Origin of the sequence: Rhodococcus sp. 06-235-1A (genome assembly GCF_002258785.1) — a bacterium.
In the GTDB taxonomy this organism is placed as follows: Bacteria; Actinomycetota; Actinomycetes; order Mycobacteriales; family Mycobacteriaceae; genus Rhodococcoides.
In genome coordinates, this window is the sequence record NZ_NOYI01000012.1 from 433,929 (window position 1) to 460,649 (window position 26,721).

Sequence of the window (26,721 nt, forward strand, 5' to 3'; positions counted from 1 at the left end):
ATGACCAGTGTGCTGTCCGCCCCCACAGACACCCCCGACATCGAATTCGCGTCCCGGGATCGAATCTCCACCCTCCAGTTGGAGCGCCTGCAGTGGTCGCTGCAGCACGCCTACGACAACGTTCCGCATTACAAGAAGGCCTTCGACGACGCCGGTGTGCACCCGACCGATCTGAAGGACCTCTCGGATCTGGCGAAGTTCCCGTTCACCGCGAAGAAGGATCTGCGCGAGAACTACCCGTTCGGCATGTTCGCCGTCCCGCAGAACCAGGTCTCGCGCATTCATGCGTCCTCGGGCACCACCGGCCGACCGACCGTCGTCGGCTACACCGCGAACGACATCAGCAATTGGGCGGACCTCATCGCCCGTAGCCTTCGCGCAGGCGGGGTGAAGCCGTCCGACAAGGTGCACGTGGCCTACGGGTACGGACTTTTCACCGGCGGTCTCGGCGCGCACTACGGTGCAGAACGACTGGGCTGCACCGTCATCCCGATGTCCGGCGGCATGACCGATCGTCAGATTCAGCTCATCGAGGACTTCGAGCCCGACGCGATCATGGTGACGCCGTCGTACATGCTCACGATCGTGGACGCGATGGTCAAGAAGGGCATCGACCCGGCCAAGACCTCGTTGAAAACCGGTGTCTTCGGCGCAGAGCCGTGGACCGAGGAGATGCGCAAGGAGATCGAGAAGACCCTCGACATGGACGCCGTCGACATCTACGGCCTGTCCGAGGTCATGGGCCCGGGCGTCGCCATGGAATGCGTCGAAACCAAGGACGGACTCCACATCTGGGAGGATCATTTCTACCCGGAGGTCATCGACCCGGTGACCGGTGAAGTCCTGCCCGACGGCGAGAAGGGTGAGTTGGTGTTCACGTCGCTGTCCAAGGAAGCGATGCCGATCATCCGGTACCGCACCCGCGATCTGACGCGTCTGCTGCCGGGCACGGCCCGCACGATGCGTCGGATGCAGAAGGTCACCGGCCGCACCGACGACATGATCATTCTGCGCGGCGTCAACCTCTTCCCGACGCAGATCGAAGAGCTGATCCTGACGGTTCCCGCGCTGGCTCCGCAGTTCCAGTGCGTGCTCGAGAGGGCAGGCCGCATGGACTCGTTGACCGTTCTCGTCGAAGCCCGCCCCGACGCCGCACTCGACTCGCATGCACCAGCAGCGGCGACGCTCAAGAAGCTCGTCAAGGATCGCATCGGCGTCAGCGTCGGAGTCGATGTCGTGGCACCGGCCGCCCTCGAGCGTTCCATCGGCAAAGCGCGCCGGTTGATCGACAACCGACCAGCCGTATGACATGAGCCCGGTGGCACAGGATTTCGAGCAGTGGCGCGAGAACGTCTCAACGGCGTTCGTGCCGCTCGACGCTGTGTCCACCGGGCCGTCGTCGTTCGAGGGAACGCTGGTGTCGTCGACGCTGGGGGCCTTGCAACTGAGCGAGGTGACCGGCCGAGAGGTCGACGTCAGCCGTACGCGCGCGACCATCCGGCGGTCGGATCCGGGCCTGATCAAGGTGGGGCTGCAGCTGACGGGCTGCGGCACGATCGTCCAGAACGACCGGGAGGCCGTTCTCCATCCGGGCGACTTCGCGGTGTACGACACCAGTGTCCCGTACGATCTGCACTTCGTCGGGGACTTCGAGATGTTCGTGGTGATGTTTCCACGCGACGCACTCCGCATCGATTCCCGTGAGTTGACGACCGTCGCCGCGCGGCGCATCGAGGGTGATCACGGCGTGGGCGCGTTGGTGTCGCCGTTTCTGTTCAATCTTCGCCGGAACGCCGCCGACGGAACTCTGCCGACGACGCCGATGCTGGAGAACGCCGTCCTCGATTTGCTCTGCGCCGCTCTCGACGACGCAGCGCCGCACGAAGCTCCGGGTTCCACACTGCTGATCGAGGCCAAGAGTCTCGTCGAATCGCACCTGTCCGATCCCACGCTGTCCACGGCATCCATCGCTGCACGACTGCATATTTCGACGCGCTACCTGCAGAAGCTCTTCGAGTCCGACGGCCGCACGGTGGCCGGCTGGATCAGATCACGACGACTCGACCGATGCCACCGCGAACTCCGGGATCCACGCTTCGCGACGGACAGCATCGGAACCATCTGTGCGCGTAACGGTTTGATCGATTCCTCGAACTTCTCGAAGCTGTTCAAGGAGACGTACGGCGTGTCGCCGCGCGAGTATCGCGTCGGGTGATCAGCCAGCCTCCTGCGCACTACCCCGGACTCTCTCGACGGGATAAGACCGATCTTCGAGATCCCGGAAAGGCAGCGGTTACCGCGTCGTAGAGGAACCTCGACGTGACGCAGGGTCGTTCATTGCCGTCGCCAGTGCGCCGCTCCTCGACGCGACCGATGCTCTCCAGTACACCGTCTCGACTGTCTACCGCGGTCCGACCACGTTCAGCAGGGTCGCTACGACCAGCTCGAACGTTTCGTCGACTCTCTCCCTGTTGCCCGTTGCGATCAAGTCCAAGTGCAGTCCTCGAAACAGAGCCAGTATCAACGTCGCCACTTTTCGCTTCTCCGCCTGTGCGATGGACACCTGATCGAGTTGAACCTCGATGATGTCGAGCCATTGCGTCACTACCGAATCGAGAAACCAGCGGTAACGCTGCGGGTTGGCGATGGCCAACCCGTAGAGCTCGAAGCACACCGCGAACTCGCGCTGCTTGCGCGGATCGTGGGACCACCTGCGCCACAGTGCCCTCAGGAGATCCTCGGCGGACCGCGAGTCCGGTTCCCGGCCTGCCCGTAGTTCGACTGCGAGCTCGGTGTTGATGTCTTCGACGATGGCTCGCAGTAGTGCATCTTTGGACCCGAACTGCCGGATCACCGTAGCGATCGTGACGCCCATCGCGTCGGCCACGGGTCGCAGCGTCAGGTTGGACACGCCCTGATCGAGTACGTACTCGCGGGCCAACGCGAGCAATTCGAGGCGTCGCCCCGCCCAGCGCGCCGTTCGACCGTCGACGTCCGTCGCGTTGTCAGTTGTCACTCGTGCACTCTACCGAGCGGTGCCCTTTTACCGAATCGATCGATTATCCAAATCAGTCGATTTTGATACTCTGATTCGCATGACCTCTCCCAAACACGTCGTACTGATCCATGGCACCTGGGGAACCGGCGACGCGTGGACCGAGGCTCGCGCGGCGTTCGAAGCCCGCGGATTCGTCGTGCACACTCCTACCCTTCGACATCACGAACTACCGTTCATGGAGGGATCGCGACACATCGCAACACTGAGCCTGCGGGACTACACCGACGATCTGGTGCAGTTCGTGGAAACGTTGGACAGTCCACCGATTGTCGCGGGCCTGTCGATGGGCGGACTGCTGTCCCAGTTGGTTGCGGCCCGGGTACCGCACGCGGGCGTGATCGCCGGGGCGCCTGCACCCGCAGCCGGCATCTGGGGTGGCTACCCCAGTACCGTGAAAGTTGTGGCCTCCCACTACTTTCAGGCCCGACCCTGGGCCAAGCCGTTCATGCCGACGTGGGACCGGTGGGCGAAGGGAGTGGCCAACGAACACTCCCGCGAATTTCAGGAGGAGTTCTACGCACAACTCAAGACCGAGTCCGGACGCGCCTATTGGGAGATGGCCCTGCCGTGGCTCGACAAGTCGAATGCGTCCACCGTCGACTTCGCTGCGATCACCGGTCCAATACTCGTCCTCGGCGCACAGAACGACCGCATCATCCATCGGAAGATTGCCAGGGCGACTGCCCGCCGTTACCCGACAGCGAAGTACATCGAAATCCCGCACTCGGATCACATGATGTTCTTCGGACAATTCCTCTCCCCCACGATGCACCACGTCGACAACTGGCTTCGAGAGAACTCCCTGAACCCATGATCAGGGAGTTCCCTACGTCTGATCATGAGTCGGCCGAGCGGACCGGCGAGCTCAGTGTCGATTGTCGCTGAACGAGTTTCAGAGGATAGACCGTTCCTGCGCCCGGAGCTTCTCGGCCTTGCATACAGGCATCGGCAATTCCTAACAGTTCGTGGGCGAACCAGTTGGCGTCGGGGTGGAATGCGGTGATCGGTGTTCGGCAGACCACCGCAGGATACTCAGCGGGTGAGCGTCAACCCCTCACTTTCCCGAGGATCAGATCCGAAGCCCGCTCACCGACCATGATCGACGGCGCGTTGGTGTTGCCCGACGGCACGGTGGGCATGATCGACGCGTCAGCGACCCGCAGGCCCTCGACGCCGCGGACCCGAAGGTCTCCTCCGACAACAGCATTGACATCCGATTCGGCTCCCATCTTGCAGGTGCCGACCTGGTGGTGGTACGTGCCGGCGGTCTGTCGAACGTAGGCCCGTAGGTCGTCACGAGTACGCGCGCTCGGTCCCGGAACCACTTCCGCTTTGCGCCACGGCGCGAACGCGTCGGATGCTCCGATCTCGCGGCAGATCTCCACCGCGTCGACCATGGCTTCGAGGTCGTACGGATCGGCGAGGATGTTGGGATCCGCCAGTGGCAGTTCACCCGGGTCCGAGGACGCCAACCGCAACGTGCCACGCGAACGGGGAGCCACGATGCCCGGCGCGATCGTGTAGCCGTTCTCGGGCACCGGATATCCATCGGCGGGGTACGGAATGTGCATGAACAACGGCTGCAAATCCGGAGCAGCGCCGGCCCATCCGGTGCTGCGCGCGTACAGCTGCGCCTCGAGCAGGTTGTTGGTGCCCGCGGCGAGCGGCTCGAGGGACTCGTAGATGTTGCTCAGCAGCAGGTGATCGTGCAGGTTCTCGCCGACGCCTGGCAAGTCGACCACGGTGTCGATCCCGTGTGCACCGAGATGGTCGGCCGGCCCGATTCCACTGAGCATCAATGTCTTCGGTGATCCTAGAGCTCCACCGCACAGGATCACCTCGTGATCGGCGAACGATCGCGTCAGCTCGGAACCGCCGAGGCTGTACTCGATTCCCACCGCGCGGCCGTCCTCGAGCACCACCTTGTGCACGAGCGCCCCGGTGGTGACGGTCAGGTCTGGGTTGTCGAGCACCGGGCCGACGAAGCTCTTCCACGCGCTCATTCGCTCGCCGTCACGGGTGGTGGTGTGGTTGTAGCCGGCACCCACCATCTCGTCGGCGTTGAAGTCGTCGATCAGCTTGTGGCCGTGCTCGACTGCTGCGTCGACGAACGCCGCCGCCAAGGGATGCGGGGTGCCCATGATCGACACCGGCAGTGGCCCGTCGCCGCCGTGGAACTCGTTGGCACCGAGCTCGTGCGACTCCGAACGCTTGAACAGCGGCAGCACGTTCTCCCAGGCCCACCCGGCATCACCGGTCGCCGACGCCCATCCGTCGTAATCGCTGGAATGCCCTCGCACGTAGATCATTCCGTTGAGCGACGAGCTGCCTCCCAGTACGCGCCCGCGCGGCCAGAAGATTCGCCGATCGTTGGCATGCTTCTGCGGGGTGGTGAACAGTCCCCAGTCCTGCGAGCCACCCAACAGCGTCGGCCAGCCCTGCGGTGAGTGGATCGCCGGGTCGGTGTCCACAGGCCCGGCCTCGATCACATGCACGGTGTGCCCTGCGTCGAGAAGCCTCCTGGCGATGACGCTTCCTGCTGATCCTGCTCCCACCACGATGTAGTCCGTCGACATGCGCTGCCTCTTTCTGTTGTGACCGTCGACACAAGAGTGGCCGAGTCCGCGAGCACATACATGTCGCTGCGCGCACACATTCTGGGTCAGATGCGCACCGGAAGCGAGCTCGGTCAGAAGGCCATCGGTGCCATTCCCAGGATCATCAGCGCGGAACCTGCCGTCACTCGTCGCCCGGGCGGGTTCGTGCGCAGCAGGTGGATCGTCACGGCCAACCACCCCGCCAGGAGCAGCGCGGCGAAGATTCTCGGATCCGCCTCGACTCCGTGCTGTTGCCGCATCGACGACTGCGGTTCCGCGTGGGCCTGCGTCGGCGGCAGCATCATCAGCAGCACGGCCATGCAGGTCAGGTCCACCGCGCACGGGATAGATCGCGTCCTGTTCGGCCGGTCTGCGGTGACGTGTACGGCAGCCGCAACAAGAGCGAGTATCGATACCAATGCCACGGATGGGTCGTTGCCGAAGGCCACCATGGCGGCCATGACGGTGCCCATACACAGGTGAGCCCACCGGGCCCGCCCCGTGTGGTTCCGGCGTCCGATCAGCGGAAGAACAGCACCCACTGCACCGAGTGCCATCAGCACCGTCATGACCATCGGTGTCAGCCCGTCGGCTCGAGATCTCGAGACCGAGATCCGGTCAGCCGAGCTACGAGGAGCCCGCCGACGAAGAACACCGCAACGACGATCAACAGTAGGGCGGCGAGCACTCCCGAACCACCGATGAGCAGGGTGAAGTTGTCCAGCACGAGGCCGAGAATCGCAACCAGGCCCATCGTTCCGAGGGCCGGGGCGACAACGGTGTGCCAGGTGCGCTTGTCCACGGTCGATCGACGGAAGAACGCGATGATCGCGCCGCCGGTGAGGATCATCAGGACCAGGATGCTCACGGTGGCCAGTCCCGACATCCAGGTGAACAGCTCCAACACCGGATCTGCGCCTGCGGCGGCGAAGACCACGAGAATCACCGCTGCCGAGGCGGTCTGGAACAGCGACCCCATGTGCGGGGAGCCGTGCCGAGAGTGGGTGCGCGCCAACATCGACGGGGCGACTCCCTTTCGGGCCAGTGCGAAGACGTACCGGCCGATTGCGTTGTGGAACGCCAACAGGGCGGCGAACAGACTGGTGACCAACATGATTTCCATGATGTCCGCCGACATCGGGCCCAAGTACTGGGCTGCAGCGGCGAAGGTCAGTCCCGCCGTGTCGTCGGTAGCGGCCTGCGCAACGGACGCACTGCCGAAGGCGAGCACCACGGCCCAGCTCGACACCGCATACACCAGTCCGATGGTGACGACAGCGGCGTAGGTTGCGATCGGAACCGTCCGCGTGGGGTTACGTGCCTCCTCCCCATAGATCGCGGTCGCCTCGAAGCCGATGAACGAGGCAATGGCGAACATCAAGGCGATTCCCGGAGATCCACTGAAGAAGGCCGAGGGAGTGAAGGATTCGACGTCGATCCCAGCGGCACCGCCCTTGGCGAACACCGCGACCGACAGGATCACGATGATGCCGATCTCGAGCACCAGCAGGACCCCGAGCACCTTGGCACCGAGATCGATGCTGCGGTAGCCGAGTAGCGCCACGATCGCGACGAGGCCGAGCGCCCAGACCCACCACGGAAGATCGGGACCGCCGTATTTCACGACCAGGTTGTCCACGGTCGATGCGGCGAGACCGTAGATCCCCGCCTGGATGGCCGTATATGTCAGCAGCGCCAGACCCGCAGCGCCGAGGCCCATGGTTCTCCCGAGCCCCTTCTCCACGTAGGCGTAGAACGCGCCGGTGTCCACCATGTGTCGGCTCATAGCCGCGTAGCCGACGCTGAAGATCAGCAGGACGATCGCCGCGACGATGTAGGCGAGCGGAGCACCTGCACCGTTGCCGGTGGCGATCATGACCGGCAGGGCTCCACCGATGGCGGTCAGTGGCGCCGCAGCGGCGATGACGAGGAACACGATGCCGACGACGCCGATGGATCCGCGCAGTGCACCTGCAGTCGAATTCGACTGTGTTTCAGACATTCTGATCACCGCCCACGCAACTGGAGACGGCACAATGCGCAGAGGTCGTGCGAGGCACGTCGAGGGTGGGGTTGCGGTCGAAGAATCCTGCGGGCTTGAGCTTGAAGCCGGTGTAGTCCACCGGCATGATCGGCCAATCCTCGGGACGCGGGAAGTGCGTGAGCCCGAACGTGTGCCACAGCACGATGTCCTCGTCGACGAGGCTACGGTTCGACGCGACGAAGGCGGGCAGGCCCGCTCCCCCGTGATGCTGATTGACGAAATCGCCTGCGGCATAGCGCTCGGTTCGGTCGAACTGCGTCACCCACAGATGCTTGGTGGCGAACGTGGCCCGCCGGGCGATCGACGAGTCGTCGTCGGCGAGAAGCAGCGGCTGTCCCTCGGGGTGCAGCGTGTATCCGGCAGGCTTTCCGAGCCGGCTCAGTGAGGTGGGATTGGTGACGTGCCAGACGCGGCCCACCGTGCCGTCGGCGATGCGTTGCGCTTCCGATTCCGTAGCAAGCGGAGTGTGTTGCAGCGCAAAGGCATTGCCGTGCAGGTTGTCCGGGCCCATCGGCACTCGCCGGGTCTCGATCTCCTCGACGGAGTTGCCGATGCCGTCGACCATCATGTCGAGTCGCGCACTGAACAGATGTTGGTGGCACGGCGCGCCGAGGCCGGGAGCGATCTCTGTTGCATAGGGGTAGTCACCGCCGGGATGTCCGGACGTGAAGACGATTCCGGTTGCCTTGACCTCGAATTCGATGGTGCCGTCGAGGTACAGGTACCAGAAGAAGCCGTAGTCGTAGTTGCCGATGGTGGTGAAGAAGGAGATCACGAGTCGGCGTTGGCGGCGGGTCTCCTGCGAGCCCGACCACAGATCGGTGTGCTTCCACAGCACCCCGAAGTCCTCCTCGTGCATGCATACGGCATTGGTCAGCGTTTTCGGATTGCCGAATTCGTCTGCGATCACAGCATCGAAGTACGTGATGTCCCCGACGCAGTCGCAGCCGAGTTCGAGTGAATTCGCGTACCGACCGACCAGATACTCACCGGTGTCGAAGTAGTTCTGCCACGACCGCACCGGGGACGGATCACCATAGGGAACCACCATTTCGGCGATCGATGCGCGGTGGACGATCGGCCGAACGGTTCCCCCGTCCTCGAATCCGATCTGATGCAGCACCAACCCTTCTCGTACGTCGAAGCCGACTCGGAACGACCACTTCTCCCAGTCGACCCGATTGCCTCGCACCTCGAAACTCGGACCCTCCGGCTGAGTGATCTCGATCGGCTTCTGTGTGGTGCGCAGCGGGCCGGTGACGGAGAGATCGTCGAAGTTGCCCGACTCCTCCGGGATGGGAACCGCACCCAGGTCGACGACCTTGTCCACCGTCCGGTTCATCACGTCGACGAACGCGACCAACCCGTCGATGGGATGCGCCCACGCATGATCGGCGGGGTAGTCCTGGCGAAAGGCCAAGCCGCGCAGTATGCGTCGACCGTGCTCGCCCGGGTAGTCGAACACCCCGGCAGACAGGGGCGCCACTCGAACGTCGGCTACGTCCAGTCCGCGGGCGGCCAACGCGGCGAGCCAGTCCGGGTCGGTGGAGAGCACTCTCTCGACGAGCTCGAATTCTTCGTCGAGTACGGGCATCTGGCCGTCACGGATCGCGTCGAGCCGAGTGGAGCCGATCACCTGACGGTCGTCGAGGGAGACGAGAAGGTCGACGGCGTCGGGTGTCGAGATGTCGTGCAACAGCACCCGGAAGGTGCGTCGGGTGGTCGGTTCGGCGACGTACAGCTCGGACTTGTCCGGTTCGTCCAGTCCGACGTAGACGAACCGGGTTGCGGGAGTGACGAATCCGGCGGCATCGACGATTTCTCTGACCTGGGCGATCTCGTCTTCGGTGGGCAACGACAAGGCATGGTCGATTGCGTGGGGTGTGAGGGTTGGCATGGGTGTCCTCGAGTTCGGGTGTTGGTTCTACATACGTTGAATAACGAAGGCATGCGAAAGCACACGGGTGACCTGCACACAGGGTGGTTACAGCTGAGCTATGAACCGGTCGAGCATCTCGAACTGCCGGTCGGCAGTGGTGTCGTCGGGGGTGAGCACGCCGAGGATCTGCATGCCCATCATCATGTTGAGCAACATTTCGACGGCGAGATCGACATCGAAATCGCCGGCATCGCCTTCCGCGCGAGCCTGCTCGAGAAACTCCGCCATCCGCGTCCGCCACGACACCAGGGATCGATGGTTCGTGTCGTCCATGTGCTCGTCGTACATCGCGCGCTGCCACAACGAGACTGCAATTCTCGCCTCGAGCAGAGTCTCCTCGGTCGTCGGCATCACTTCTCGGCAGAAGATGCGGAGGGCATCGAATCCCGTTGCGTCGCCGAGAGCTTCGTCGATACGGCGGTTCGTCGCCTCGAAGACGTGCTCGAATGCAGTTCGGAGGATCTCGTCCTTGCCCGCGAAGTAGTGGCTCAGCGCTCCGTTCGTGTAACCCGCCTCGGTCGCGATGTCCCGCATGTTCGCGGCATCGATCCCCTTGGCGGCGATCAAACGCCAGGTTGCCGCGGTGATTGCGCGGCGGCGTTCGTCGTGATCCACGAGCTTCGGCACAGCCCTACGGTAGCGGCTCCCCGCTCGGACCTAGGGTTCGGGCATCGTCATCATCGCCTTCCGATGAGTTCGGACGTTGTTCTACGTCCGTTGAACTAAATCTTGCGACCTGCTCGTTACGAATCGCGCTTCCTTCGGTAAACACCGCGTTACCCCAGGTGAGCGGAACTTCGACCCCTGCTACGAAGTTCCGTTCACCTGCGTCAGCTCTCCTCACCTGCGCAAGCTCTACAGGACGATCGTGACGACTTTCTCCTCGGTGTTGGCCTCGATGCCCGCCCACCCGAGCTCACGGCCGGTGCCACTGGACTTCATGCCACCCCAGGGCAGTGCGGGATCGATTGCTGCCCAACCGTTCACCCACACCGCACCGGAACGAACCTGTGCGGCCAGGGTGTGCGCCCTCGACACGTCGCGGGTCCAGATCGAGGCGGCCAACCCGTACACGGTGTCGTTGGCGATGCGGATGGCCTCGTCAGCGGTGTCGAACGGAATCACCGTGCCGACCGGCCCGAAGATCTCCTCCTGGGCGATCTTCATGCCGTTGTCGGCGTCGGCGAAGATGGTCGGCTCGACGAAATACCCGGCACTGTCGGGTCGGCCACCACCGGCCGCCACTCGGGCGCCGCCGTCACGTCCCGCCTGGATGTATCCCAGCACGCTGTCGCGCTGCTTCGCGTTGACCAGGGCGCCCATCGTTGTCGACGGATCGAACGGATCTCCGAGAACCTGAGCAGACGCCGCAGCGGCCAGGCCGTCGACCACCTGCGAGTACAGCGAGCGATGCACCAGCACTCGCGTACCGGCCGCACACACCTGGCCCTGATTGAAGAACAGTCCCATCGCGGTTCCGTTGATCGCTGCCTCGAGATCCGCGTCCTCGAGAATGATCTGCGGGGACTTGCCGCCGAGCTCGAGAGTGGTCCGCTTGAACGTGCCGGCGGCCTTCTTGGCGATGAGCTTTCCCACCCGCGGGCTCCCGGTGAAGCTGATCTTGTCGACGTCCGGATGGCCGACCAAGGCGTCGCCCGTCACGTCACCCAGTCCAGGAACGACATTGACCACGCCGGCAGGCACGCCCGCCTCGTCGATCAGACGAGCCAGATGCAGGATCGACAGGGGCGCATCCTCCGGCGGCTTGACGACCACGGTGTTTCCGGCGGCCAGCGCGGGCGCGAGCTTCCATGCGGCGATCATCAGCGGGGTGTTCCAGGGAACGATCATGCCGATCACGCCCACCGGCTCGCGAACGGTGTACGAGTGCGTCGGCTGCCCGAAGTAGCCTGCAGTGGGGATGGAGCTGCCGGTGATCTTGTCGGCCCAGCCGGCAAAGTGCCGGAAAGTGGCTGCAGCATTGGGAATATCGAGCATGGCCGGCTGACCCACCGGCTTTCCGACATCGAGAGCCTCGAGTCGAGCGAGCAGATCCCCGTCGCGCTCGATGAGATCGGCAATCCGGTTGAGCAGCTTCCCGCGGACTGCTCCAGGAGTTGCGCCCCACTCACCGCCGAGCTGACCACGGGCGGCACGCACCGCTGCATCGACGTCCGACGCGGTGGCCGCAGCAACCTCCGCCAAGGGCTGTTCGGTGGTCGGGTTGATGTCGGTGAAGGTGCCTCCGTCGGATGCGCCGTGCCATTGCCCTGCGATGTAGAGCTCGGTGGCGGTTCCTGTCGGCAACGACGGTGCGGCCGATTCCTGTACTGCGGTCATGTTTGTTGGCTCCTTCTCGGGTGCCGATCGCGGCACCTGTGGCGTGTCTGCTCCAGACTGCGCCCGCGCCTACGAGAAGGTCTTGTGTGATCGCGCACACATTGTGCGGCAGACGCGCACCGAGTGAAGCGATGCTGGACGGCGTGAATACCACCGCGAACCGCACCTACGTACTGATCGGCGGAGGAACCGGAATCGGCTACGCCGTCGCCGAGAAGCTGGTGGGGCTCGGTGCCCGCGTGGTCCTGGGCGGCCGCACCCGCACGACCCTGGAACAGGCTGCCTCCCGCCTGGGTGGGCACACGAGATGGGCGACGGTCGACACCTCCGAGGACGAATCGGTCCAACAGTTCTTTCGCTCGGTGGATACCGTGGACGGGATCTTCACGACGGCAGCCGACTACCGCACCGGGTCGATGCGGGAGCTGACCATCACCGATGCAAGCACCCCGTTCGAGTCGAAATTCTGGGGTCAGTATCGAGTGATCAAGGCCGCCCTCGACCTGCTGACCGCCGATGCGTCCATCGTGCTGATCTCGGGGGCCGCCAGCGTTCGCCCGCCCGCTCCGGCTCCCGCGTACGTCGCAGCAAATGCCGCGATCGAGGGCCTCGCCCGCGGGTTGGCCGTCGAACTGGCTCCGATTCGCGTCAATGCTGTTGCCCCGGGAACCATCGACGGTCACCTGTGGTTGCAGCGCGACGAGAGCATTCGTGCAGCAGCTTTCGAGCAGTACAGCCGCGATGCCCTGTTACGTCGCCCCGGCTACGAGCACGAAATTGCCGATTCCGTCGTCTACCTACTGACGTCGACGTACACCACCGGGTCCACCCTGTACCCGGACGGCGGCTACGCGTTGCGCTGAGCGACCCGGTCGTGTCAGATCCCCAGCGACCCGGCCAGCGTCGGCCAACTCTTGGGCAGCTGATCCACCCAGTACGGCCACGAGTGGGTTCCGGTCTCGGTGAAATCGAAGGTTGCCGGAATGTTCAACTGGCCGAGTCGGTCGGCCAGTCGGTGGGTGCAGTAGTTCGCGCCCACCTCGATGATTCCGCCGACGACGACCACATCCAGTGCTGCTGCGCTGTCGAAGCTTTCGTACGGTCCCGGCGCGCCGGTCCCCACCGACACGTAGACGTCGGTGCCCCGCAGACTCTCGGCGTTGACGACCGAGTCGTGTTCCGCCCATGCCGGATCGAAGGGCCCGCCCCACATGTTGTCGGCGTTGCCGCCGAAAGCTCCCACGATCGCCCGAATACTGGCCTGGCCCAACGGCTCCGAAGACGCGAAACACCCACTGTACGACGCCACGCCGGAGTAGACGTCCGGGTTGCGTGCGGCCAGCATCATGGCCGACTGCGCTCCCATCGACAGTCCTGCGATCGCGTTACGTCCGTTGCCGTCCACGGCTGCGTCGATCAACGGGGGAAGTTCCTCTGTCAGAAACGTCTCCCATTGGTAGCGGCCGAGTTTCGGATCGTCCCGTTGCCAATCGGTGTAGAAGCTGCCGGGGCCTGCCAACGGCAGCACGACGTTGACGTTCTTGTCGGCGAAGAATTCGGCGGCTCCACCTTTGCGCAGCCACATGCTGTTGTGCGGATCCTCTTCACCGATGCCGCTGAGCATGTACAGCGTCGGGCGGGATCCGGCCTTCACGGTCGGAGTCAGCACCTGCACCTCGACGATTCCGCCCATGGCAGGCGATTCCACGCTCAACGTGCGCAGGGTGTCGGACGCGATCGCGGTGTCGACGATGCGCGCGGCAGAGACGAGCGGATCGGCGGAAACGACGCCGACCGAGGACAAGGACAGCGCCGCGGCGACGACGAACGGGGTGAAGATGCGTCGACGACGCATGGCGATCCTCTCGAAAAGTGACGCAGGAAACAGCGAATCGGTACGGAGCATCGCACAACTTCGGACGAGATAGAACGTCGAACACCAAGTTGGCCGAATCGGACCGACCGGGACTCTGGCAACGCTTCCTGAGACAAGCATTCAGCTTGCTTTGCAGCGCTTTTCGGTATCCAGGCCCACAAAATGTCGAGTACAGCGCCCACTAATCATTAGTGCACTAACTAAATCTGCTACCCTGGGACTCATGACCACCACCGACGATCCGCTCGCGCTCGATCGGCAAGTCTGCTTTGCACTCGCCGTCGCCAACCGTGCCGTGCTTTCGGTGTACCGACCGCTGCTCGAGCCGATGGGGCTGACGCATCCGCAATATCTGGTGATGCTGGCACTGTGGGGTGAGTCGCCGATGTCGGTCAAAGCCATCGGATCGACCCTCCAACTCGACTCCCCCACCCTCTCGCCGCTCCTCAAGCGTCTGGAATCGATGGGTTTGCTCTCCCGGAAGCGAAGCCTCGAAGACGAACGCGTTCTGCTCGTGTCGCTCACCCCGGCCGGATCCGCGCTGAAAAGGAAGGCCGAGAAGATCCCGCCCGCCGTCGTGGAGAAGCTCGGTGTGTCCCTGACCGAACTCGAGGATCTACGACGCGTCCTCACCCGTCTCAACAACGCTGCCATCGCAGCAGGAGCACTGGCATGAACACTCGCTCGAATCGAAGCCGACCATCCTTCGGCCAATGGCTGGGCTATGCCGTCCTCGGTCGCAAACTTCCTGACTCCCTGCAGGATTGGGTCCGACGCGACCTCGTCGGACCGGGAGCCACACCGCGTCACATCCTGCGGTCGATGATTCCATTCCTGCCGATCTTCATCGGGTTCTTCGTCCTGTTCCCGGGAGCGATCTGGCTACGGGCTTCGATGGTGTTGCTCAGTTTGTTGCTCGCACTGTTCTACACCGCCGCCTACATGGACCAGAATCGCGCCCGCCGCCTCGAAATCCACGGACTACCAGCAGATCTGAAGAGCGAGAAGAAGACGGCCGAAATGGAACGCGAACGAGAGAACTACCGCCGCAATCACTGACGCTGTCGGCTGAGCCCAGCGGTGAAATCGTCGGCGATCATCGTTGCCAGGTCGCGGGCTTTGCGGTTGGTGTTCTGCGACAGTTCGGTCAGTTGTGTGAAGGCAGCGTCGGCGTCGATGCGGTACACCGACATCAGGATTCCGACGGCTCGGCCGATGGTTCCGCGGGTGTCGAGAGCAGTGCGTAGAGTCGCCGCCTCGTTGCCGCTTTCCTCGATCAGCTGTTCGCGCATGCGTGAGAGTTCCAGATGCACTCGAATTCGAGCCACCAGCTCCCGGTCGTGGAACGGCTTGACGATGTAGTCGTCGGCGCCGCGGCCGAGGCCGTCGAGCACGAAGTCGGTTCCGGCCCGCGCGGTCAGCAGGATCACCGGCACCCTCTGCAGGTCGTCGTCGCGGCGGATGTCGTCCACGAGTTCCAGACCACTGCGTCCGGGCAGTAGGACGTCGGACAGTACGAGGCCCGGCATCGTCGATCGAGCGCTGTCGAGCGCCGTGTCGATGTCGCCGGCGGTGGTGACGGACCAGCCCTCTCCGGTCAGCAGGCGCACCAGATAGCTGCGCATGTCGACATTGTCTTCGACGAGGAGGATGTCCGCGCGATCGGAGGTCACCGTCGCGGCGTCGTTCGCGGCGAAGATCGCCGACACCGAATCGGCGGGCGCGGTGGGCAGTTCGACGGCCGCGGCCGCCTCGGCCGGTCGGCGCGGTGCGACGACGGTGAAGGTGCTGCCACGGCCCGCTTCGCTGTCGACGTCGATGTGGCCGTGCAGAACGCCGAGCAGGTCCGACACGAGTGCCAGGCCGATACCGGAACCCTCGATGCTGTGCGCTCCAGATCGTTCGACCCGGTGGAATCGATCGAAGATCAGGGGCAGATCGTCCGAGGGGATGCCGAGCCCGGTATCGGCGACGACCAGCCGGACCGTGTCACGGTCGGTACTCAGCCGCACGGAGATCCGGCCGACGGCGGTGTACTTGACGGCGTTCGCTACGAGGTTGAACACGATCTTCGACCACATCTCACCATCGGTGAGGACGACGATGTCGTCGGCCACGTCGACCACGAGTTCGAGCCCCTTGTTCGACGCCACTGCCGCGAACATCGAGGCGCAGTCACGCGTCACCGCTCCGAGGTCGGTGGGTTCGAGGCGGGGGCGCAGCTGACCGGCGTCGGCACTGACCGCGTCCAACAGATCGTCGACCAGGCGGCGTAGTCGGGTCGATGCGCGGTGAACGACGTCGAGGGACTCGCGGTCGATGTCGGTCAGCGTCGAATCGGCGCTCTCGCGCACCGAATCCAACGGCCCGGCGAGCAGGGTCAACGGCGTGCGAAACTCGTGCCCGACGTTTTCGAGCAACCGCGTCTTCGCCTGGTCGGCCTCGGCAAGGGCCGCGACGCGTCGCCTCTCCATCTCGAACGCATGCGAGGCGGTCAGTGCCGTGGACACCCGCTCGGCCACGGCGACGAAGAAGGACGCGACGGAGTCGTCCGACACGCGATACCTGTCGACACCCATCAGAAGGGCACCGATCGGACGACTGTGTCCGGCCAGCGTCAACGGGACCACGACCGCATTGGCGATGGATCCGGCAACGTCGATCGTCGACCGAGGGACGCTTCCGTCCGAGACCGCGACGACGTTGTCGAGATCCCAGGTCGCGTTCTCGCATCCGAGCGCGCCCGACGTCGCGATGTGATCGAGCACTCCGTCTTCGGCCAGGTCCCGCCGCAGGTAGGCCGCCACGAGGGGAAACTCGCGGGATTCACTGCCCAACACTTCGACGGCAGCCCGGCAGATGCCCACCGGTCCCTCGGCGTCGTCACCGGTCAGCGAACCCAGGGCGAGCAGCGCGTGCATGCGGCGTTCGCCGAGTACCTGCATCGTGACTTCGGTGGTGGCAACGAACACCCCGAGTACCGTGCGTCCGGCCCCGAAGATCGGGCTGTACGAGAACGTCCAGTACGTCTCCTCGTCGTAGCCGTACCGATCCATGACGAACAGCTGGCGAACACCGTGCACCGGCTTTCGGTCCTCGACCACCTGCGCGCACAGCCCGCCGACGTAGTCCCACATTTCGGGCCAGCAGTCACTGGCCTGCTGGCCCACTGCCCCGGGAAACTTGTCGCCGAGAAAATCGGTGTACGAGTGGTTGAAGATCTGCACCAGGTGCGGTCCCCACCAGATCAACATCGGGATCGTCGACGGCATGACGGTGCGAATGGCGGTCACCAATTCCCGCGGCCACTGCTCTACGGGACCGAGTGTCGTGGCGGTCCAGTCGAGCTCACGAAACCGGGTGTCGGTGTCGTTGTCTCCCGGAAACAACTCGTCCAGTCGGGCGTCACTGCTCGCGGGCTCAGGGGAATCCATCGCATCGTCCTTCTCATCATGCGTCCCGCTTGTCTCCGGCCGGCGCAATCTCGGCATCGATAGTAGCCGAGCGACCGATATGCAGGCGTTTCGCACACCTCGCACGGGGGTACAGCCGCAGTCATGCCCTCCTCATCCAGTCTCCCGTACCCCCTGGGCGTCTCGCGTCTGTCGAACGACGGTGCCAACCTCGCCGTCTACTCCGAAACAGCGGACTCGGTCTCCGTGGTCGTGTTGAACGACGACGGAACAGAGCGCAGTACAACGCCGTTGACGTTGCGCACCGGTCACGTCTTCCACGATCTGGTTCCCGATGTGACGCCAGGCGTGCGATACGGACTCCGCGTCGACGGCCCGTGGGATCCGGCGTCGGGTCTGCGGCACAACTCGGCGAAACTGCTTCTCGACCCTTATGCCACCGCCATCACCGGTCAGGTCGACTGGAACGAATCGGTCTTCAGTCATCTGCATGCCGAGCCGGAGACCCGCAACGACGAGGACTCGGCTCCACACATGCCGTATTCCGTTGCGGTGCAGTCGAACTTCGACTGGTCCGGGGACGAGTCTCCGCGAATACCGCTCGACCGAACTGTCGTCTACGAGGTACACGTCAAGGGCTTCACTGCCACCAATCCAGATGTGCCCGAGGATATTCGGGGCACGTATGCCGGGTTGGCACACCCGGCCGCTATTGCGCACTTGAAGCGCATCGGGGTCACGGCAGTGGAGTTGCTGCCGATCCACCAGTTCGTTCAGGATTCGCATCTGCTCGAAGAGGGCCGTCGCAACTACTGGGGCTACAACTCCATCGGCTTCTTCGCACCGCACAACGAGTACAGCAGCAACGGAGACACCGGCGGCCAGGTCGACGAGTTCAAGGCACTGGTCAAAGCCATGCACGACAACGGTATCGAGGTCATTCTCGACGTCGTCTACAACCACACCGCCGAGGGCAACCACCTCGGACCGACGCTCTCGCTCAAGGGAATCGACAACGGCTCGCACTACCGCCTGGTCGACGACGACCGAAGTGCGTACTACGACACCACCGGCACCGGCAACAGCCTCAACGTCGGTCACCCCGCTGCCCTTGCGCTCATTCTCGACTCGCTGCGCTACTGGGTGACCGAAATGCATGTCGACGGCTTCCGCTTCGACCTCGCCAGCACCCTGACTCGTCAGGACTCGGACCTCGACGTGCACAGTGCGTTCCTCAGCCTCGTGCATCAGGATCCGACGCTCGCATCGGTCAAGCTCATCGCCGAACCGTGGGACACCCAGGGCTACCAGGTGGGCGGCTTTCCGGCGCGCTGGTCGGAGTGGAACGGCAAGTTCCGCGACGATGTTCGCGATTTCTGGCGCGGCGAGAGCGGCGCGCTGCCCGCTCTGGCGCAACGTGTCACCGGCAGCCCGGACGTCTACGAGAGCACCCGTCGTCCCACGTTGGCGAGCGTCAACTTCATCACCGCGCACGACGGCTTCACATTGGCCGACCTGAACTCCTACGACGACAAGCACAACGAGGAGAACGGCGAGGACAGCCAGGACGGCGAATCCGACAACCGCTCGTGGGGTTGTGGTGCCGAGGGCCCGACCGACGACGAGGGTGTCAACGCATTGCGGGCTCGCCAGCAACGCAATCATCTTGCGACGCTGCTGCTCTCGGCCGGTGTGCCGATGATTCTTGGCGGCGACGAACTCGGCCGGACGCAGAACGGCAACAACAATGCCTACTGCCAGGACAACGAGGTCTCCTGGTTCGACTGGAGCACAGCCGATCAGGATCTCATCGACTTCACCACGCACCTGATCGCGCTGCGTGACGAACACCCGGCACTGCGTCCCACGTGGTTCCGGCACGACAGCGATTCCGAGGAAGAGGGAGCCGGCCCGGACACCGTCGACTTCTACCGCGCCGACGGCGAGAAGCTGGCCGACGAGGACTGGTCGGACGGCAACGCCCACAGCATTCTGGTCCTCATGCGGGCCGGTGAGGGAGATGCGTCGTTCGCGTGGATGGTCAACGCCTCACCGGGAACCGTGGAATTCACGCTACCGAAGGGCACGTGGACTCAATCGACGTCGAGCGACCCGGATCAGGCGTACGAGGCCGGCGGTCCATCGATCCTGATTCGCGAGCACTCGTTCACGTTGTTGCAGGGCTGACCGGTCCATCGTTCGAGAACCTGTTGCCACTCCGCCGATTCGGAGCGTCCGGCCCACGCGATGTAGCCGTCGGGCCGGACGAGAACGGCTGGGCCTCCATCGGTGCGACGAGCGATATCTGCTGTCCTGCAGTCTCTCTCGCCGATCAGAAGAAAGTCGTGCGCACGAAGCCGGTCGGTGACCGTGCCCTGGTTCAGCGGGATCCGTACGGCCCGGGTCCCCACCAGGGCATGCTCACCCCGGGTGCGCGCGTACGAAATCCCCACTCCCGAGAACATGCCCGCAATCTTGGCGACCGCACGTTGGCTACGAAGCACCCGTGCGGACACGATGTTGCGTAGCTTCTGCGCTATCACCGAGCGCAGCAACAACATGCGGATCGTCGCGCCGCTAGTGCGCAGCACCAGCTTTCCCACGGGATGCCGCTCGTCGTGATAGGTGTCGAGGATCTTCTGGTCGGCACCGCCGAGGACAGCAGCCAGCTTCCAGCCGAGGTTCATCGCGTCCTGGATTCCGGTGTTCATGCCCTGTCCGCCGGCAGGCGAATGTACGTGCGCAGCATCTCCGGCCAGGAATACCCGGCCCACTCGGTAGCGTCGGACTTGCCTCTCGTCGCAGGAGAAGCGCGAACTCCATCGCACGTCGGTCCAGCCGTAGTCGGTTCCGATCGCGCGGCGCACCACGACACGAAGCCGCGTCTCGTCGACCGATGCAGCTACATCTGCCCTGTCGGTACGGTCGCAGGCAATCACCCGGAACCACCCGTCGCCGAAGGGCGCGACGAACGCAAAGCAGTCCTTGCCTGCGCCGATGTTGATCAGGCCGTTGGGCGGATCGACCAACCGGACATCCGCGAGCATGATCGACCGCAGCAATTCCTTGCCGGGGAAGTCGAGTCCTATCGACGTGCGGACGATACTGTGCACCCCGTCGGTGCCGGCCGCGTACGACGCCGTCCATTCCTGCGCGCTGCCGTCGGCCGCCCTCCCACGCACCACGACTCCGTCGGCGTCCTGTTCGAGACCGGTGACCGTCACCCCGCGCAGAATCCGCGCACCGGATGCCCGCGCGTACTCCTCGAGTCGACCGTCCACGTTTGTCTGCGGCGTGACCAGTAGATACGGAAACTGCGACGGTAGTACGCCGAGGTCGAGGGACAGACCGTTCCAGAGTTTCAATCCCGACGCGTGCGCTCCGGTGGCGAGCAGGTCCTCGGCAAGGCCACGACTGTCGAGAACCTCCAGCGTGCGGGCGTGCACTCCGAAAGCTCGCGACAGCGGTGACGGCGCCTCGTGTTTTTCGAGCACGGTCACCGAGCGGCCGGCACGCGCGAGTTCCCCCGCCAGCATGCAGCCCGCCGGACCTGCACCGACGACGATCACGTCCGAATGGTGCATGACGCACTCCCACTGTGGTCAGCGAATTCCTGGGTCAGCGAATTCTCGGTCAACGCTTGTTGACTTCCGACGATAGACCCGCCGAGCACGGTGGTCAACGGTCGTTGACTTAGGCTACGGAGATGACCGAACGACAACCTCGATCCGCGGCCGCTACCCGGGCTCGCATTCTCGACGCAGCCCGCGCACAATTCGCCGCCGACGGCTACGACCGCACCACCATGCGGTCCGTCGCCGGCACTGCAGGCGTCGACGCGGCCATGGTCGTCCGGTATTTCGGAACCAAGGAAGCGCTGTTCGCCGAAGCCGCCACATTCGTACTCGGCATTCCGGATCTGACCGACGTGGCACCCGACAGAATTGCAGAAGTGTTGATGCCCAAATTCTTTCAAGTCTGGGAGGAGGACGACACATTCCTCGCCTTGATGCGCGCGGCCGCCACCAACTCCGCCGCCGCCGCGGCGATGCAACAGGTGTTCGCCACACAGGTAGCGCCTGCCCTGGCCGCCGTCACGGTCGACCGGCACGCAGAACGCGCTGCGCTGGTCGGAACCCAGGTACTCGGCTTGGTCTTCGCTCGCTACATCCTCCAGGTGTCGCCACTGGCAGGGATGAGCCACGAGCAGTTGGTTCGGTGGGTAGGGCCGACACTGCGGCGCTACCTCACCGAACCACTCGACCGATAAGGTCAGCTCACCCCGGCGCGTACGTCGGGCGCACCGAGTCGGGCTGCATCGGCAGTGTCGTCATCGGGCTGCTGCTGCGAATCCCGTTCTGCCAGAACACGAAGCCGATAGTGCTCGATCTCCTCGGCAACGTGCTGGTCGTCCCATCCCAGGATAGGCGCAACCAGCCGGGCCACCTCGTCGGCGGCCGCTTCACCACGATCGGAAACCTCGATGGAGATGCGAGTACGCCGCGTCAGGATATCTTCGAGGTGCCGCGCGCCTTCGTGACTCGCGGCGTAGACGGCCTCGACCTTGAGATACTCCGGTGCACTCTCGAGAGGCTCGCCGAGTTCGGGATCGGCGTCGATGAGATCCAACAACTCACCCATCAGAGTGCCGTACCGACCCAACAGATGCTCGACGCGTGAGACGCGCATCCCGGTGCGTTCGGCCGTCAGAGCGCGGGAATTGAACGCACCGAGGTAGCCGTCGGCACCGACGAGCGGAATGTCCTCGGTGACGCACTTCGGCACCGTGCGTTCGAGTCCGTGCACCGCGGAATCGACTGCGTCCTTGGCCATCACGCGGTAGGTGGTGTACTTGCCACCCGCGATGACCGTCAGCCCGCGCACCGGACTGGACACCGCATGCTCCCGGGAGAGGGTGCTGGTGGAATCGGATTCTCCGAACAGCAACGGACGCAGGCCTGCGTAGACCCCGACGACGTCGGTCCGGTCCAGCGGATCGGCCAGCAGCTTGTTCACATGACCGAGGATGTAGTCGATGTCGCTCTGGCTCGCGGCCGGGTGAGCCAGATCCAGCTTCCAGTCGGTATCGGTGGTTCCGATGATCCAGTGACTGCCCCAGGGGATGACGAACAGCAGGCTCTTCTCGGTTCGCGTGATGATTCCGGTGGCACTGTTGATGCGGTTGCGCGGCACCACCAGGTGTACGCCCTTGGAGGCGCGAACCTGGAATTGTCCACGGCCACCGACCATCTGCTGCACCTCGTCGGTCCAGACACCGGCCGCGTTGATGACCTGCTTGGCCCGCACCTCGAAGGAGCGGCCCGTTTCGAGGTCGCTCGCCACGACGCCGACAACCTTGTCGTCCTCCCGAAGGAAGCCCGTGACGCGAGTGCTGTTGGCACACAACGCGCCGTACGCGGCCGCAGTACGAGCGAGCATCATCGTGTGCCGTGCGTCGTCCACCTGCCCCTCGTAGAACTTCACCGCACCGCGGATCGCCGAGCGCTTACCGGACGGGAAGGACTCGAGCGTCTTCTTCTTGCCGAGGTGCTTGTGGTGGCTCGGAACGCCGCGCCCGGCACCCATGACGTCGTAGACGCCGATGCCGAGCCCGACGTACGGACGATCGATCACCTTCTCGAGCGGATAGATGAACGGCACCGGGCGAGCAAGGTGCGGGCACAGCTTGTTCAGAACCAGTGAACGCTCTTTGAGCGCCTCGAACACCAACGCGAAGTTGAACTGTTCGAGGTAGCGCAGGCCGCCGTGGAAGAGCTTGCTGGAGCGGCTGGACGTTCCCGCCGCGTAGTCACGCGCTTCGAGCAGACCCACCTTCAAGCCACGCGTCACCGCGTCCAACGCCGTTCCCGCACCGACGACGCCGCCGCCGATCACCAGAATGTCGAGCTCTTCGGCCTCCATCCGCGCCAACGCGTCTGCGCGGGACTGCGGACTCAAAGCCGTTGTGGTGGAACTCATTCTTCATCAACCCAATCGAGAGTACGTGTTACTGCCTTCTTCCAGCCGGCGTACAACTTTGCCCGCTGGTCTTCGTCCATGGACGGGGTCCATGTCTTGTCCTCGGCCCAGTTCTGGCGGATGTCGTCCTCGCTCTCCCAGTATCCGACGGCGAGGCCGGCCGCGTATGCCGCTCCGAGAGCCGTGGTTTCGGCCACCACGGGACGCACCACGTCGACGTTCAGAATGTCGGACTGGAACTGCATCAGCAGCTCGTTGACGACCATTCCGCCGTCTACCTTGAGCACCTCGAGATCGACGCCGGAGTCTGCGTTCATGGCCTCGATCACCTCACGCGTCTGGTATGCGGTGGCCTCGAGCACGGCGCGGGCGAGGTGTCCCTTGTTGACGAATCGCGTCAATCCCACGATGGCACCGCGCGCATCCGAGCGCCAGTGCGGAGCGAAGAGTCCGGAGAATGCGGGCACGAAGTATGCGCCGCCGTTGTCGTCCACCGAACGTGCGTCGGTCTCGATGTCCGCGGCGGAGGAGATCATGCCGAGGTTGTCACGCAGCCACTGCACGAGCGAGCCCGTCACGGCGATGGAACCCTCGAGCGCGTACACCGTCGGCTGGTCGCCGATCTTGTAGCAGACCGTGGTCAGCAGTCCGTTCTTGCTCATGACCTTTTCGGTGCCGGTGTTGAGCAGCACGAAATTGCCTGTGCCGTAGGTGTTCTTGGCCTCACCGGGAGACAGGCAGGCCTGCCCGAAGGTCGCTGCCTGCTGATCGCCGAGGATGCCTGCGATCGGCACTCCACTGAACGGTCCGCGCTCGCGGCCGGTGCCGTACACCTCGGAACTCGAGCGGATCTCGGGCATCATCGACATCGGGATGTCCATGTCCGCGCAAATGCTCTCGTCCCACTGCAGGGTGTCCAGGTCCATCAGCAGGGTGCGCGAGGCATTGGTCGGATCGGTGTAGTGCAACCCGCCGTCGACACCACCGGTCATGTTCCACAGCACCCAGGTGTCCATGTTGCCGAAACACAGTTCTCCCGCTTCGGCTTTCGCCCGTGCACCGTCGACGTTGTCGAGGATCCACTTGATCTTGGGACCCGAGAAGTAGGTCGCGAGCGGCAGACCGGTCTTGGCGGTGTACTTGTTGGCGTCGCCGCCGCCCAGCGCGGTGGCGATCCGATCGGTACGGGTGTCCTGCCACACGATGGCGTTGTAGATCGGCTTGCCCGTTTCGCGCTCCCACACCAGCGCCGTCTCACGCTGGTTGGTGATACCGACTGCCGCGATGTCCTCGCGCGTCAGATCGGCTGCGGCCATGGCACCGGCCGCCACGGCGCGTACGTTGTCCCAGATCTCGGACGCGTCGTGCTCGACCCAGCCGGCCTGCGGAAAGATCTGCTTGTGTTCCTTCTGATCGACCGCGACGACGGTGCCCGCGTGATCGAAGATCATGCAGCGTGACGACGTCGTTCCCTGATCGATCGCGGCGACGTACTTTCCTGCGAACTCGGTCATGACTTCTCTCCTGTGGTCTGGGTGTCGGCTGGGAGTCGTGATGGCGGCTCGGGCGTCGAACCTTCTTGCTTACGTAGGTTCTTTCCGATGAGCAGGTCGTACAGGAACACTCCTATCGGTCCACCTACGAGAGGTCCGACGATGGGGACCCAGAAGTACAGGCCGCCGTATTGGTCACGCCACGCTCCACCGTATCCGGTGATGTACGACGCCAGGCGAGGTCCGAAATCTCGGGCCGGATTGATCGCGTATCCGGCGTTGGTGGCCCAGGCGAAACCGATGGCGACGACGATGAGTCCGACGATCAGTGGAGCCATGTTGGCCATGGGGGCGGTGCCGAGCGAATCGGTTACGGCAACGATGAGGAACAGCAGGATCGCGGTGCCGATGATCTGATCGATCAGCGCCGAGGACACGCTGACGGGCAACGTTCCGTTTCCGGGAAGCGTCGAGAAGATCGTCTGGGTGGCGGTGGTGTGCCCGGGATCCACCGCGTTGATCATGTCGTTGTAGTTCCAGCGCACCAGCAGCGCGGCCACGAAGGCACCTGCGGTCTGCGCGAGGATGTAGGGCGCAACCATCTTCCAGCTGAATCCGCGGAAGAGGGCGAACGTGATGGTGACCGCGGGGTTGAGGTGCGCCCCGGTGATACGACCGGCGACGTAGATGCCGAACATCACGCCAAGCCCCCATGCCCAGGCGATCGAGTCGTGGTCTCCGAGACTTCCCGATTCACCGCCCGAGACCACCTGCGCGACGACGCCGACGCCGAACAGAATGAGAATCAGGGTTCCGGCGAATTCGGCGGCCATGTGCGCCGGCAATCCCCATTCCGGTTCCTTACGAGCCATTGTGTAGCCTCCGCAAAGTTGGTGATGCACGCCACATTGCGTGCTGTTTGCCACGGTAGACGTCCTGCACTGCGTTGCACAGTCGATGCACATATGTGCAATTCGGTCGTACACTGGGCCCGGTGACGGACACCGGCATCACTCCCGAATCCGACCTGCGGACCGGCCACGCCACCCAGGCCGCCCGCCTGTACTACTTCCAGGACATGACGATGGCGGCGATCGGCCGTGAGCTGGGCGTCTCTCGTTCCACGGTCTCGCGACTGATCACGTTCGCGCGGGCATCGGGACTGGTGGAAATCAAGATCTCCACACCACTCGGGCAGGCACCGCGAATCGAGCGGGCCTTTGCCGATCTGTACGACATCCGTGCACACGTCGTCCCGGTGTCGGAAACCGTCGACGAGTTGCAGCGCCTCGATCGTGTCGCCACGTTCGCCGGCCGATTGCTGACGTCGTTCTTCGAGTCCGACATGGTGATGGGCGTGGCCTGGGGAACCACCGTCAGTGCCGTCAGCCGCAAGGTGGCACCCAAGAGAACCCACAACTCGACCGTCGTGCAGCTCAACGGGGCAGCCAACACCCGCACCACCGGTGTCTCCTACGCCACCGACATCATCAGAACCTTTGCCGATGCCTATGGCGCTGTGGCACAGGGATTTCCGGTTCCTGCATTCTTCGATTACCCCGAGACCCGCCGACACCTGTGGCGTGAACGCAGCATCAAGCGAGTACTCGAGCTGCAGGATCGGATGAACCTGGCCGTGTTCAGCATCGGCGTCATGAGCGGAGCCGTACCGAGCCACGTGTACAGCGCCGGCTACCTCGAACCCGAGGACGGTGCCGAGCTCCGACGTGACGGCGTCGTCGGAGACATCGCCACGGTATTCCTCCGATCCGACGGAAGCTACGACCGAATTGCGTTGAACGACAGGTCCAGTGGCCCCAGTCTCGATCGCATCAAGAGGGTCGAGCGACGACTGTGCATCGTCGCCGGGGCTTCCAAGCTCGACGCACTCACCGCGGCGCTGCGAGGCGGACTGATCACCGACCTCGTCATCGACGACATCAGCGCCGCCCAACTGATCCTGCGATCACGCACCTGACGGT

The 26,721-nt window shown here is 64.1% G+C and carries 22 protein-coding genes; 9 read left to right on the forward strand and 13 right to left on the reverse strand.

Annotated elements, in window-relative coordinates:
* Both paaK and CH275_RS12545 read left to right on the forward strand, forming a co-directional pair.
* Nucleotides 1–1,308: a phenylacetate--CoA ligase PaaK gene (gene paaK / locus CH275_RS12540; RefSeq protein ID WP_094678464.1), complete on the forward strand. Its 1,308-nt coding sequence runs from the start codon at nt 1–3 to the stop codon at nt 1,306–1,308.
* 1 nt (nt 1,309) lies between these two features.
* Nucleotides 1,310–2,215, forward strand: coding sequence for a helix-turn-helix domain-containing protein (locus CH275_RS12545; RefSeq protein ID WP_094678466.1), 906 nt, complete (start codon nt 1,310–1,312; stop codon nt 2,213–2,215).
* A 186-nt stretch (nt 2,216–2,401) separates the two neighbouring features.
* Here CH275_RS12545 and CH275_RS12550 read toward each other — a convergent pair whose 3' ends face one another.
* A complete protein-coding gene (locus CH275_RS12550; RefSeq protein ID WP_094678468.1) occupies nt 2,402–3,016 on the reverse strand; it encodes a TetR/AcrR family transcriptional regulator in 615 nt (204 codons plus the stop codon).
* 79 nt (nt 3,017–3,095) lie between these two features.
* On the opposite strand from CH275_RS12550, the gene CH275_RS12555 reads away from it, so the two are divergent.
* Entirely contained in the window at nt 3,096–3,872 is a 777-nt protein-coding gene (locus tag CH275_RS12555; protein ID WP_094678470.1) for an alpha/beta hydrolase, read from the forward strand.
* 232 nt (nt 3,873–4,104) lie between these two features.
* Here CH275_RS12555 and CH275_RS12560 read toward each other — a convergent pair whose 3' ends face one another.
* From CH275_RS12560 to styD, 6 genes are all read right to left on the reverse strand, one after another.
* Nucleotides 4,105–5,634, reverse strand: coding sequence for a GMC family oxidoreductase (locus tag CH275_RS12560; protein ID WP_094678472.1), 1,530 nt, complete (start codon nt 5,632–5,634; stop codon nt 4,105–4,107).
* Nucleotides 5,635–5,747: 113 nt separating this feature from the next.
* A complete protein-coding gene (locus CH275_RS12565; RefSeq protein ID WP_143546768.1) occupies nt 5,748–6,224 on the reverse strand; it encodes a DUF5134 domain-containing protein in 477 nt (158 codons plus the stop codon).
* Nucleotides 6,225–6,235: 11 nt separating this feature from the next.
* Nucleotides 6,236–7,657, reverse strand: a complete 1,422-nt coding sequence (locus CH275_RS12570) for an APC family permease (RefSeq protein WP_094678476.1) — start codon at nt 7,655–7,657, stop codon at nt 6,236–6,238.
* Nucleotides 7,650–9,596: a primary-amine oxidase gene (locus tag CH275_RS12575; protein ID WP_094678478.1), complete on the reverse strand. Its 1,947-nt coding sequence runs from the start codon at nt 9,594–9,596 to the stop codon at nt 7,650–7,652. The genes CH275_RS12570 and CH275_RS12575 overlap by 8 nt, the downstream gene beginning before the upstream one ends.
* A gap of 87 nt (nt 9,597–9,683) precedes the next feature.
* Nucleotides 9,684–10,253, reverse strand: a complete 570-nt coding sequence (locus CH275_RS12580; RefSeq protein WP_094678756.1) for a TetR/AcrR family transcriptional regulator — start codon at nt 10,251–10,253, stop codon at nt 9,684–9,686.
* Between the two features lie 240 nt (nt 10,254–10,493).
* Entirely contained in the window at nt 10,494–11,978 is a 1,485-nt protein-coding gene (gene styD / locus CH275_RS12585) for a phenylacetaldehyde dehydrogenase StyD (protein WP_094678480.1), read from the reverse strand.
* Between the two features lie 131 nt (nt 11,979–12,109).
* Here styD and CH275_RS12590 point away from each other — a divergent pair, with 131 nt between their 5' ends.
* Complete coding sequence (locus CH275_RS12590; RefSeq protein ID WP_094678482.1) at nt 12,110–12,841, forward strand: SDR family oxidoreductase; 732 nt, start codon at nt 12,110–12,112, stop codon at nt 12,839–12,841.
* A gap of 14 nt (nt 12,842–12,855) precedes the next feature.
* Here CH275_RS12590 and CH275_RS12595 read toward each other — a convergent pair whose 3' ends face one another.
* Nucleotides 12,856–13,833 carry an alpha/beta hydrolase gene (locus CH275_RS12595; RefSeq protein ID WP_094678758.1) on the reverse strand — a complete coding sequence of 326 codons (978 nt, stop codon included), beginning with the start codon at nt 13,831–13,833 and terminating at the stop codon, nt 12,856–12,858.
* 244 nt (nt 13,834–14,077) lie between these two features.
* Here CH275_RS12595 and CH275_RS12600 point away from each other — a divergent pair, with 244 nt between their 5' ends.
* Together CH275_RS12600 and CH275_RS12605 are read left to right on the forward strand one after the other, a co-directional pair.
* Entirely contained in the window at nt 14,078–14,530 is a 453-nt protein-coding gene (locus CH275_RS12600) for a MarR family winged helix-turn-helix transcriptional regulator (protein WP_094678484.1), read from the forward strand.
* Complete coding sequence (locus CH275_RS12605; RefSeq protein ID WP_094678486.1) at nt 14,527–14,913, forward strand: DUF5313 family protein; 387 nt, start codon at nt 14,527–14,529, stop codon at nt 14,911–14,913. Before CH275_RS12600 ends, CH275_RS12605 begins: the two co-directional genes overlap by 4 nt.
* On the opposite strand, the gene CH275_RS12610 is transcribed toward CH275_RS12605, so the two are convergent.
* Nucleotides 14,907–17,288, reverse strand: coding sequence for a response regulator (locus CH275_RS12610; RefSeq protein ID WP_179276118.1), 2,382 nt, complete (start codon nt 17,286–17,288; stop codon nt 14,907–14,909). The two genes, CH275_RS12605 and CH275_RS12610, sit on opposite strands and share 7 nt — an antisense overlap.
* A 123-nt stretch (nt 17,289–17,411) precedes the next feature.
* Between CH275_RS12610 and glgX the strand changes: the two genes are divergently transcribed.
* A complete protein-coding gene (gene glgX, locus CH275_RS12615; RefSeq protein ID WP_094678490.1) occupies nt 17,412–19,454 on the forward strand; it encodes a glycogen debranching protein GlgX in 2,043 nt (680 codons plus the stop codon).
* Here glgX and CH275_RS12620 read toward each other — a convergent pair.
* Nucleotides 19,385–20,851, reverse strand: a complete 1,467-nt coding sequence (locus tag CH275_RS12620) for an FAD-dependent oxidoreductase (protein WP_094678492.1) — start codon at nt 20,849–20,851, stop codon at nt 19,385–19,387. The genes glgX and CH275_RS12620 overlap by 70 nt on opposite strands.
* A gap of 122 nt (nt 20,852–20,973) precedes the next feature.
* On the opposite strand from CH275_RS12620, the gene CH275_RS12625 reads away from it, so the two are divergent.
* Nucleotides 20,974–21,537: a TetR/AcrR family transcriptional regulator gene (locus CH275_RS12625; RefSeq protein ID WP_094678494.1), complete on the forward strand. Its 564-nt coding sequence runs from the start codon at nt 20,974–20,976 to the stop codon at nt 21,535–21,537.
* A 2-nt stretch (nt 21,538–21,539) separates the two neighbouring features.
* On the opposite strand, the gene CH275_RS12630 is transcribed toward CH275_RS12625, so the two are convergent.
* The 3 genes from CH275_RS12630 to CH275_RS12640 are packed head-to-tail and all read right to left on the reverse strand — an operon-like array spanning nt 21,540 to nt 25,611.
* On the reverse strand, nt 21,540–23,246 hold the full coding sequence (locus CH275_RS12630) for a glycerol-3-phosphate dehydrogenase/oxidase (RefSeq protein WP_094678496.1): 1,707 nt from the start codon (nt 23,244–23,246) through the stop codon (nt 21,540–21,542).
* On the reverse strand, nt 23,243–24,760 hold the full coding sequence (gene glpK / locus CH275_RS12635; RefSeq protein WP_094678498.1) for a glycerol kinase GlpK: 1,518 nt from the start codon (nt 24,758–24,760) through the stop codon (nt 23,243–23,245). The genes CH275_RS12630 and glpK overlap by 4 nt, the downstream gene beginning before the upstream one ends.
* A complete protein-coding gene (locus tag CH275_RS12640) occupies nt 24,757–25,611 on the reverse strand; it encodes an MIP/aquaporin family protein (RefSeq protein WP_094678500.1) in 855 nt (284 codons plus the stop codon). The genes glpK and CH275_RS12640 overlap by 4 nt, the downstream gene beginning before the upstream one ends.
* A 122-nt stretch (nt 25,612–25,733) precedes the next feature.
* Here CH275_RS12640 and CH275_RS12645 point away from each other — a divergent pair, with 122 nt between their 5' ends.
* Nucleotides 25,734–26,717: a sugar-binding transcriptional regulator gene (locus CH275_RS12645; RefSeq protein ID WP_094678760.1), complete on the forward strand. Its 984-nt coding sequence runs from the start codon at nt 25,734–25,736 to the stop codon at nt 26,715–26,717.
* The last annotated feature ends 4 nt before the right edge of the window (nt 26,718–26,721 follow it).

Coding starts and splice junctions, on each gene's coding strand:
- paaK (WP_094678464.1), top strand. CDS start 1: ATGACCAGTGTGCTGTCCGCCCCCACAGACACCCCCGACATCGAATTC.
- CH275_RS12545 (WP_094678466.1), top strand. CDS start 1,310: ATGAGCCCGGTGGCACAGGATTTCGAGCAGTGGCGCGAGAACGTCTCA.
- CH275_RS12555 (WP_094678470.1), top strand. CDS start 3,096: ATGACCTCTCCCAAACACGTCGTACTGATCCATGGCACCTGGGGAACC.
- CH275_RS12560 (WP_094678472.1), bottom strand. CDS start 5,634: ATGTCGACGGACTACATCGTGGTGGGAGCAGGATCAGCAGGAAGCGTC.
- CH275_RS12565 (WP_143546768.1), bottom strand. CDS start 6,224: ATGACGGTGCTGATGGCACTCGGTGCAGTGGGTGCTGTTCTTCCGCTG.
- CH275_RS12570 (WP_094678476.1), bottom strand. CDS start 7,657: ATGTCTGAAACACAGTCGAATTCGACTGCAGGTGCACTGCGCGGATCC.
- CH275_RS12575 (WP_094678478.1), bottom strand. CDS start 9,596: ATGCCAACCCTCACACCCCACGCAATCGACCATGCCTTGTCGTTGCCC.
- styD (WP_094678480.1), bottom strand. CDS start 11,978: ATGACCGCAGTACAGGAATCGGCCGCACCGTCGTTGCCGACAGGAACC.
- CH275_RS12590 (WP_094678482.1), top strand. CDS start 12,110: ATGCTGGACGGCGTGAATACCACCGCGAACCGCACCTACGTACTGATC.
- CH275_RS12595 (WP_094678758.1), bottom strand. CDS start 13,833: ATGCGTCGTCGACGCATCTTCACCCCGTTCGTCGTCGCCGCGGCGCTG.
- CH275_RS12600 (WP_094678484.1), top strand. CDS start 14,078: ATGACCACCACCGACGATCCGCTCGCGCTCGATCGGCAAGTCTGCTTT.
- CH275_RS12605 (WP_094678486.1), top strand. CDS start 14,527: ATGAACACTCGCTCGAATCGAAGCCGACCATCCTTCGGCCAATGGCTG.
- CH275_RS12610 (WP_179276118.1), bottom strand. CDS start 17,288: ATGGATTCCCCTGAGCCCGCGAGCAGTGACGCCCGACTGGACGAGTTG.
- glgX (WP_094678490.1), top strand. CDS start 17,412: ATGCCCTCCTCATCCAGTCTCCCGTACCCCCTGGGCGTCTCGCGTCTG.
- CH275_RS12620 (WP_094678492.1), bottom strand. CDS start 20,851: ATGCACCATTCGGACGTGATCGTCGTCGGTGCAGGTCCGGCGGGCTGC.
- CH275_RS12625 (WP_094678494.1), top strand. CDS start 20,974: ATGACCGAACGACAACCTCGATCCGCGGCCGCTACCCGGGCTCGCATT.
- CH275_RS12630 (WP_094678496.1), bottom strand. CDS start 23,246: ATGAGTTCCACCACAACGGCTTTGAGTCCGCAGTCCCGCGCAGACGCG.
- glpK (WP_094678498.1), bottom strand. CDS start 24,760: ATGACCGAGTTCGCAGGAAAGTACGTCGCCGCGATCGATCAGGGAACG.
- CH275_RS12640 (WP_094678500.1), bottom strand. CDS start 25,611: ATGGCTCGTAAGGAACCGGAATGGGGATTGCCGGCGCACATGGCCGCC.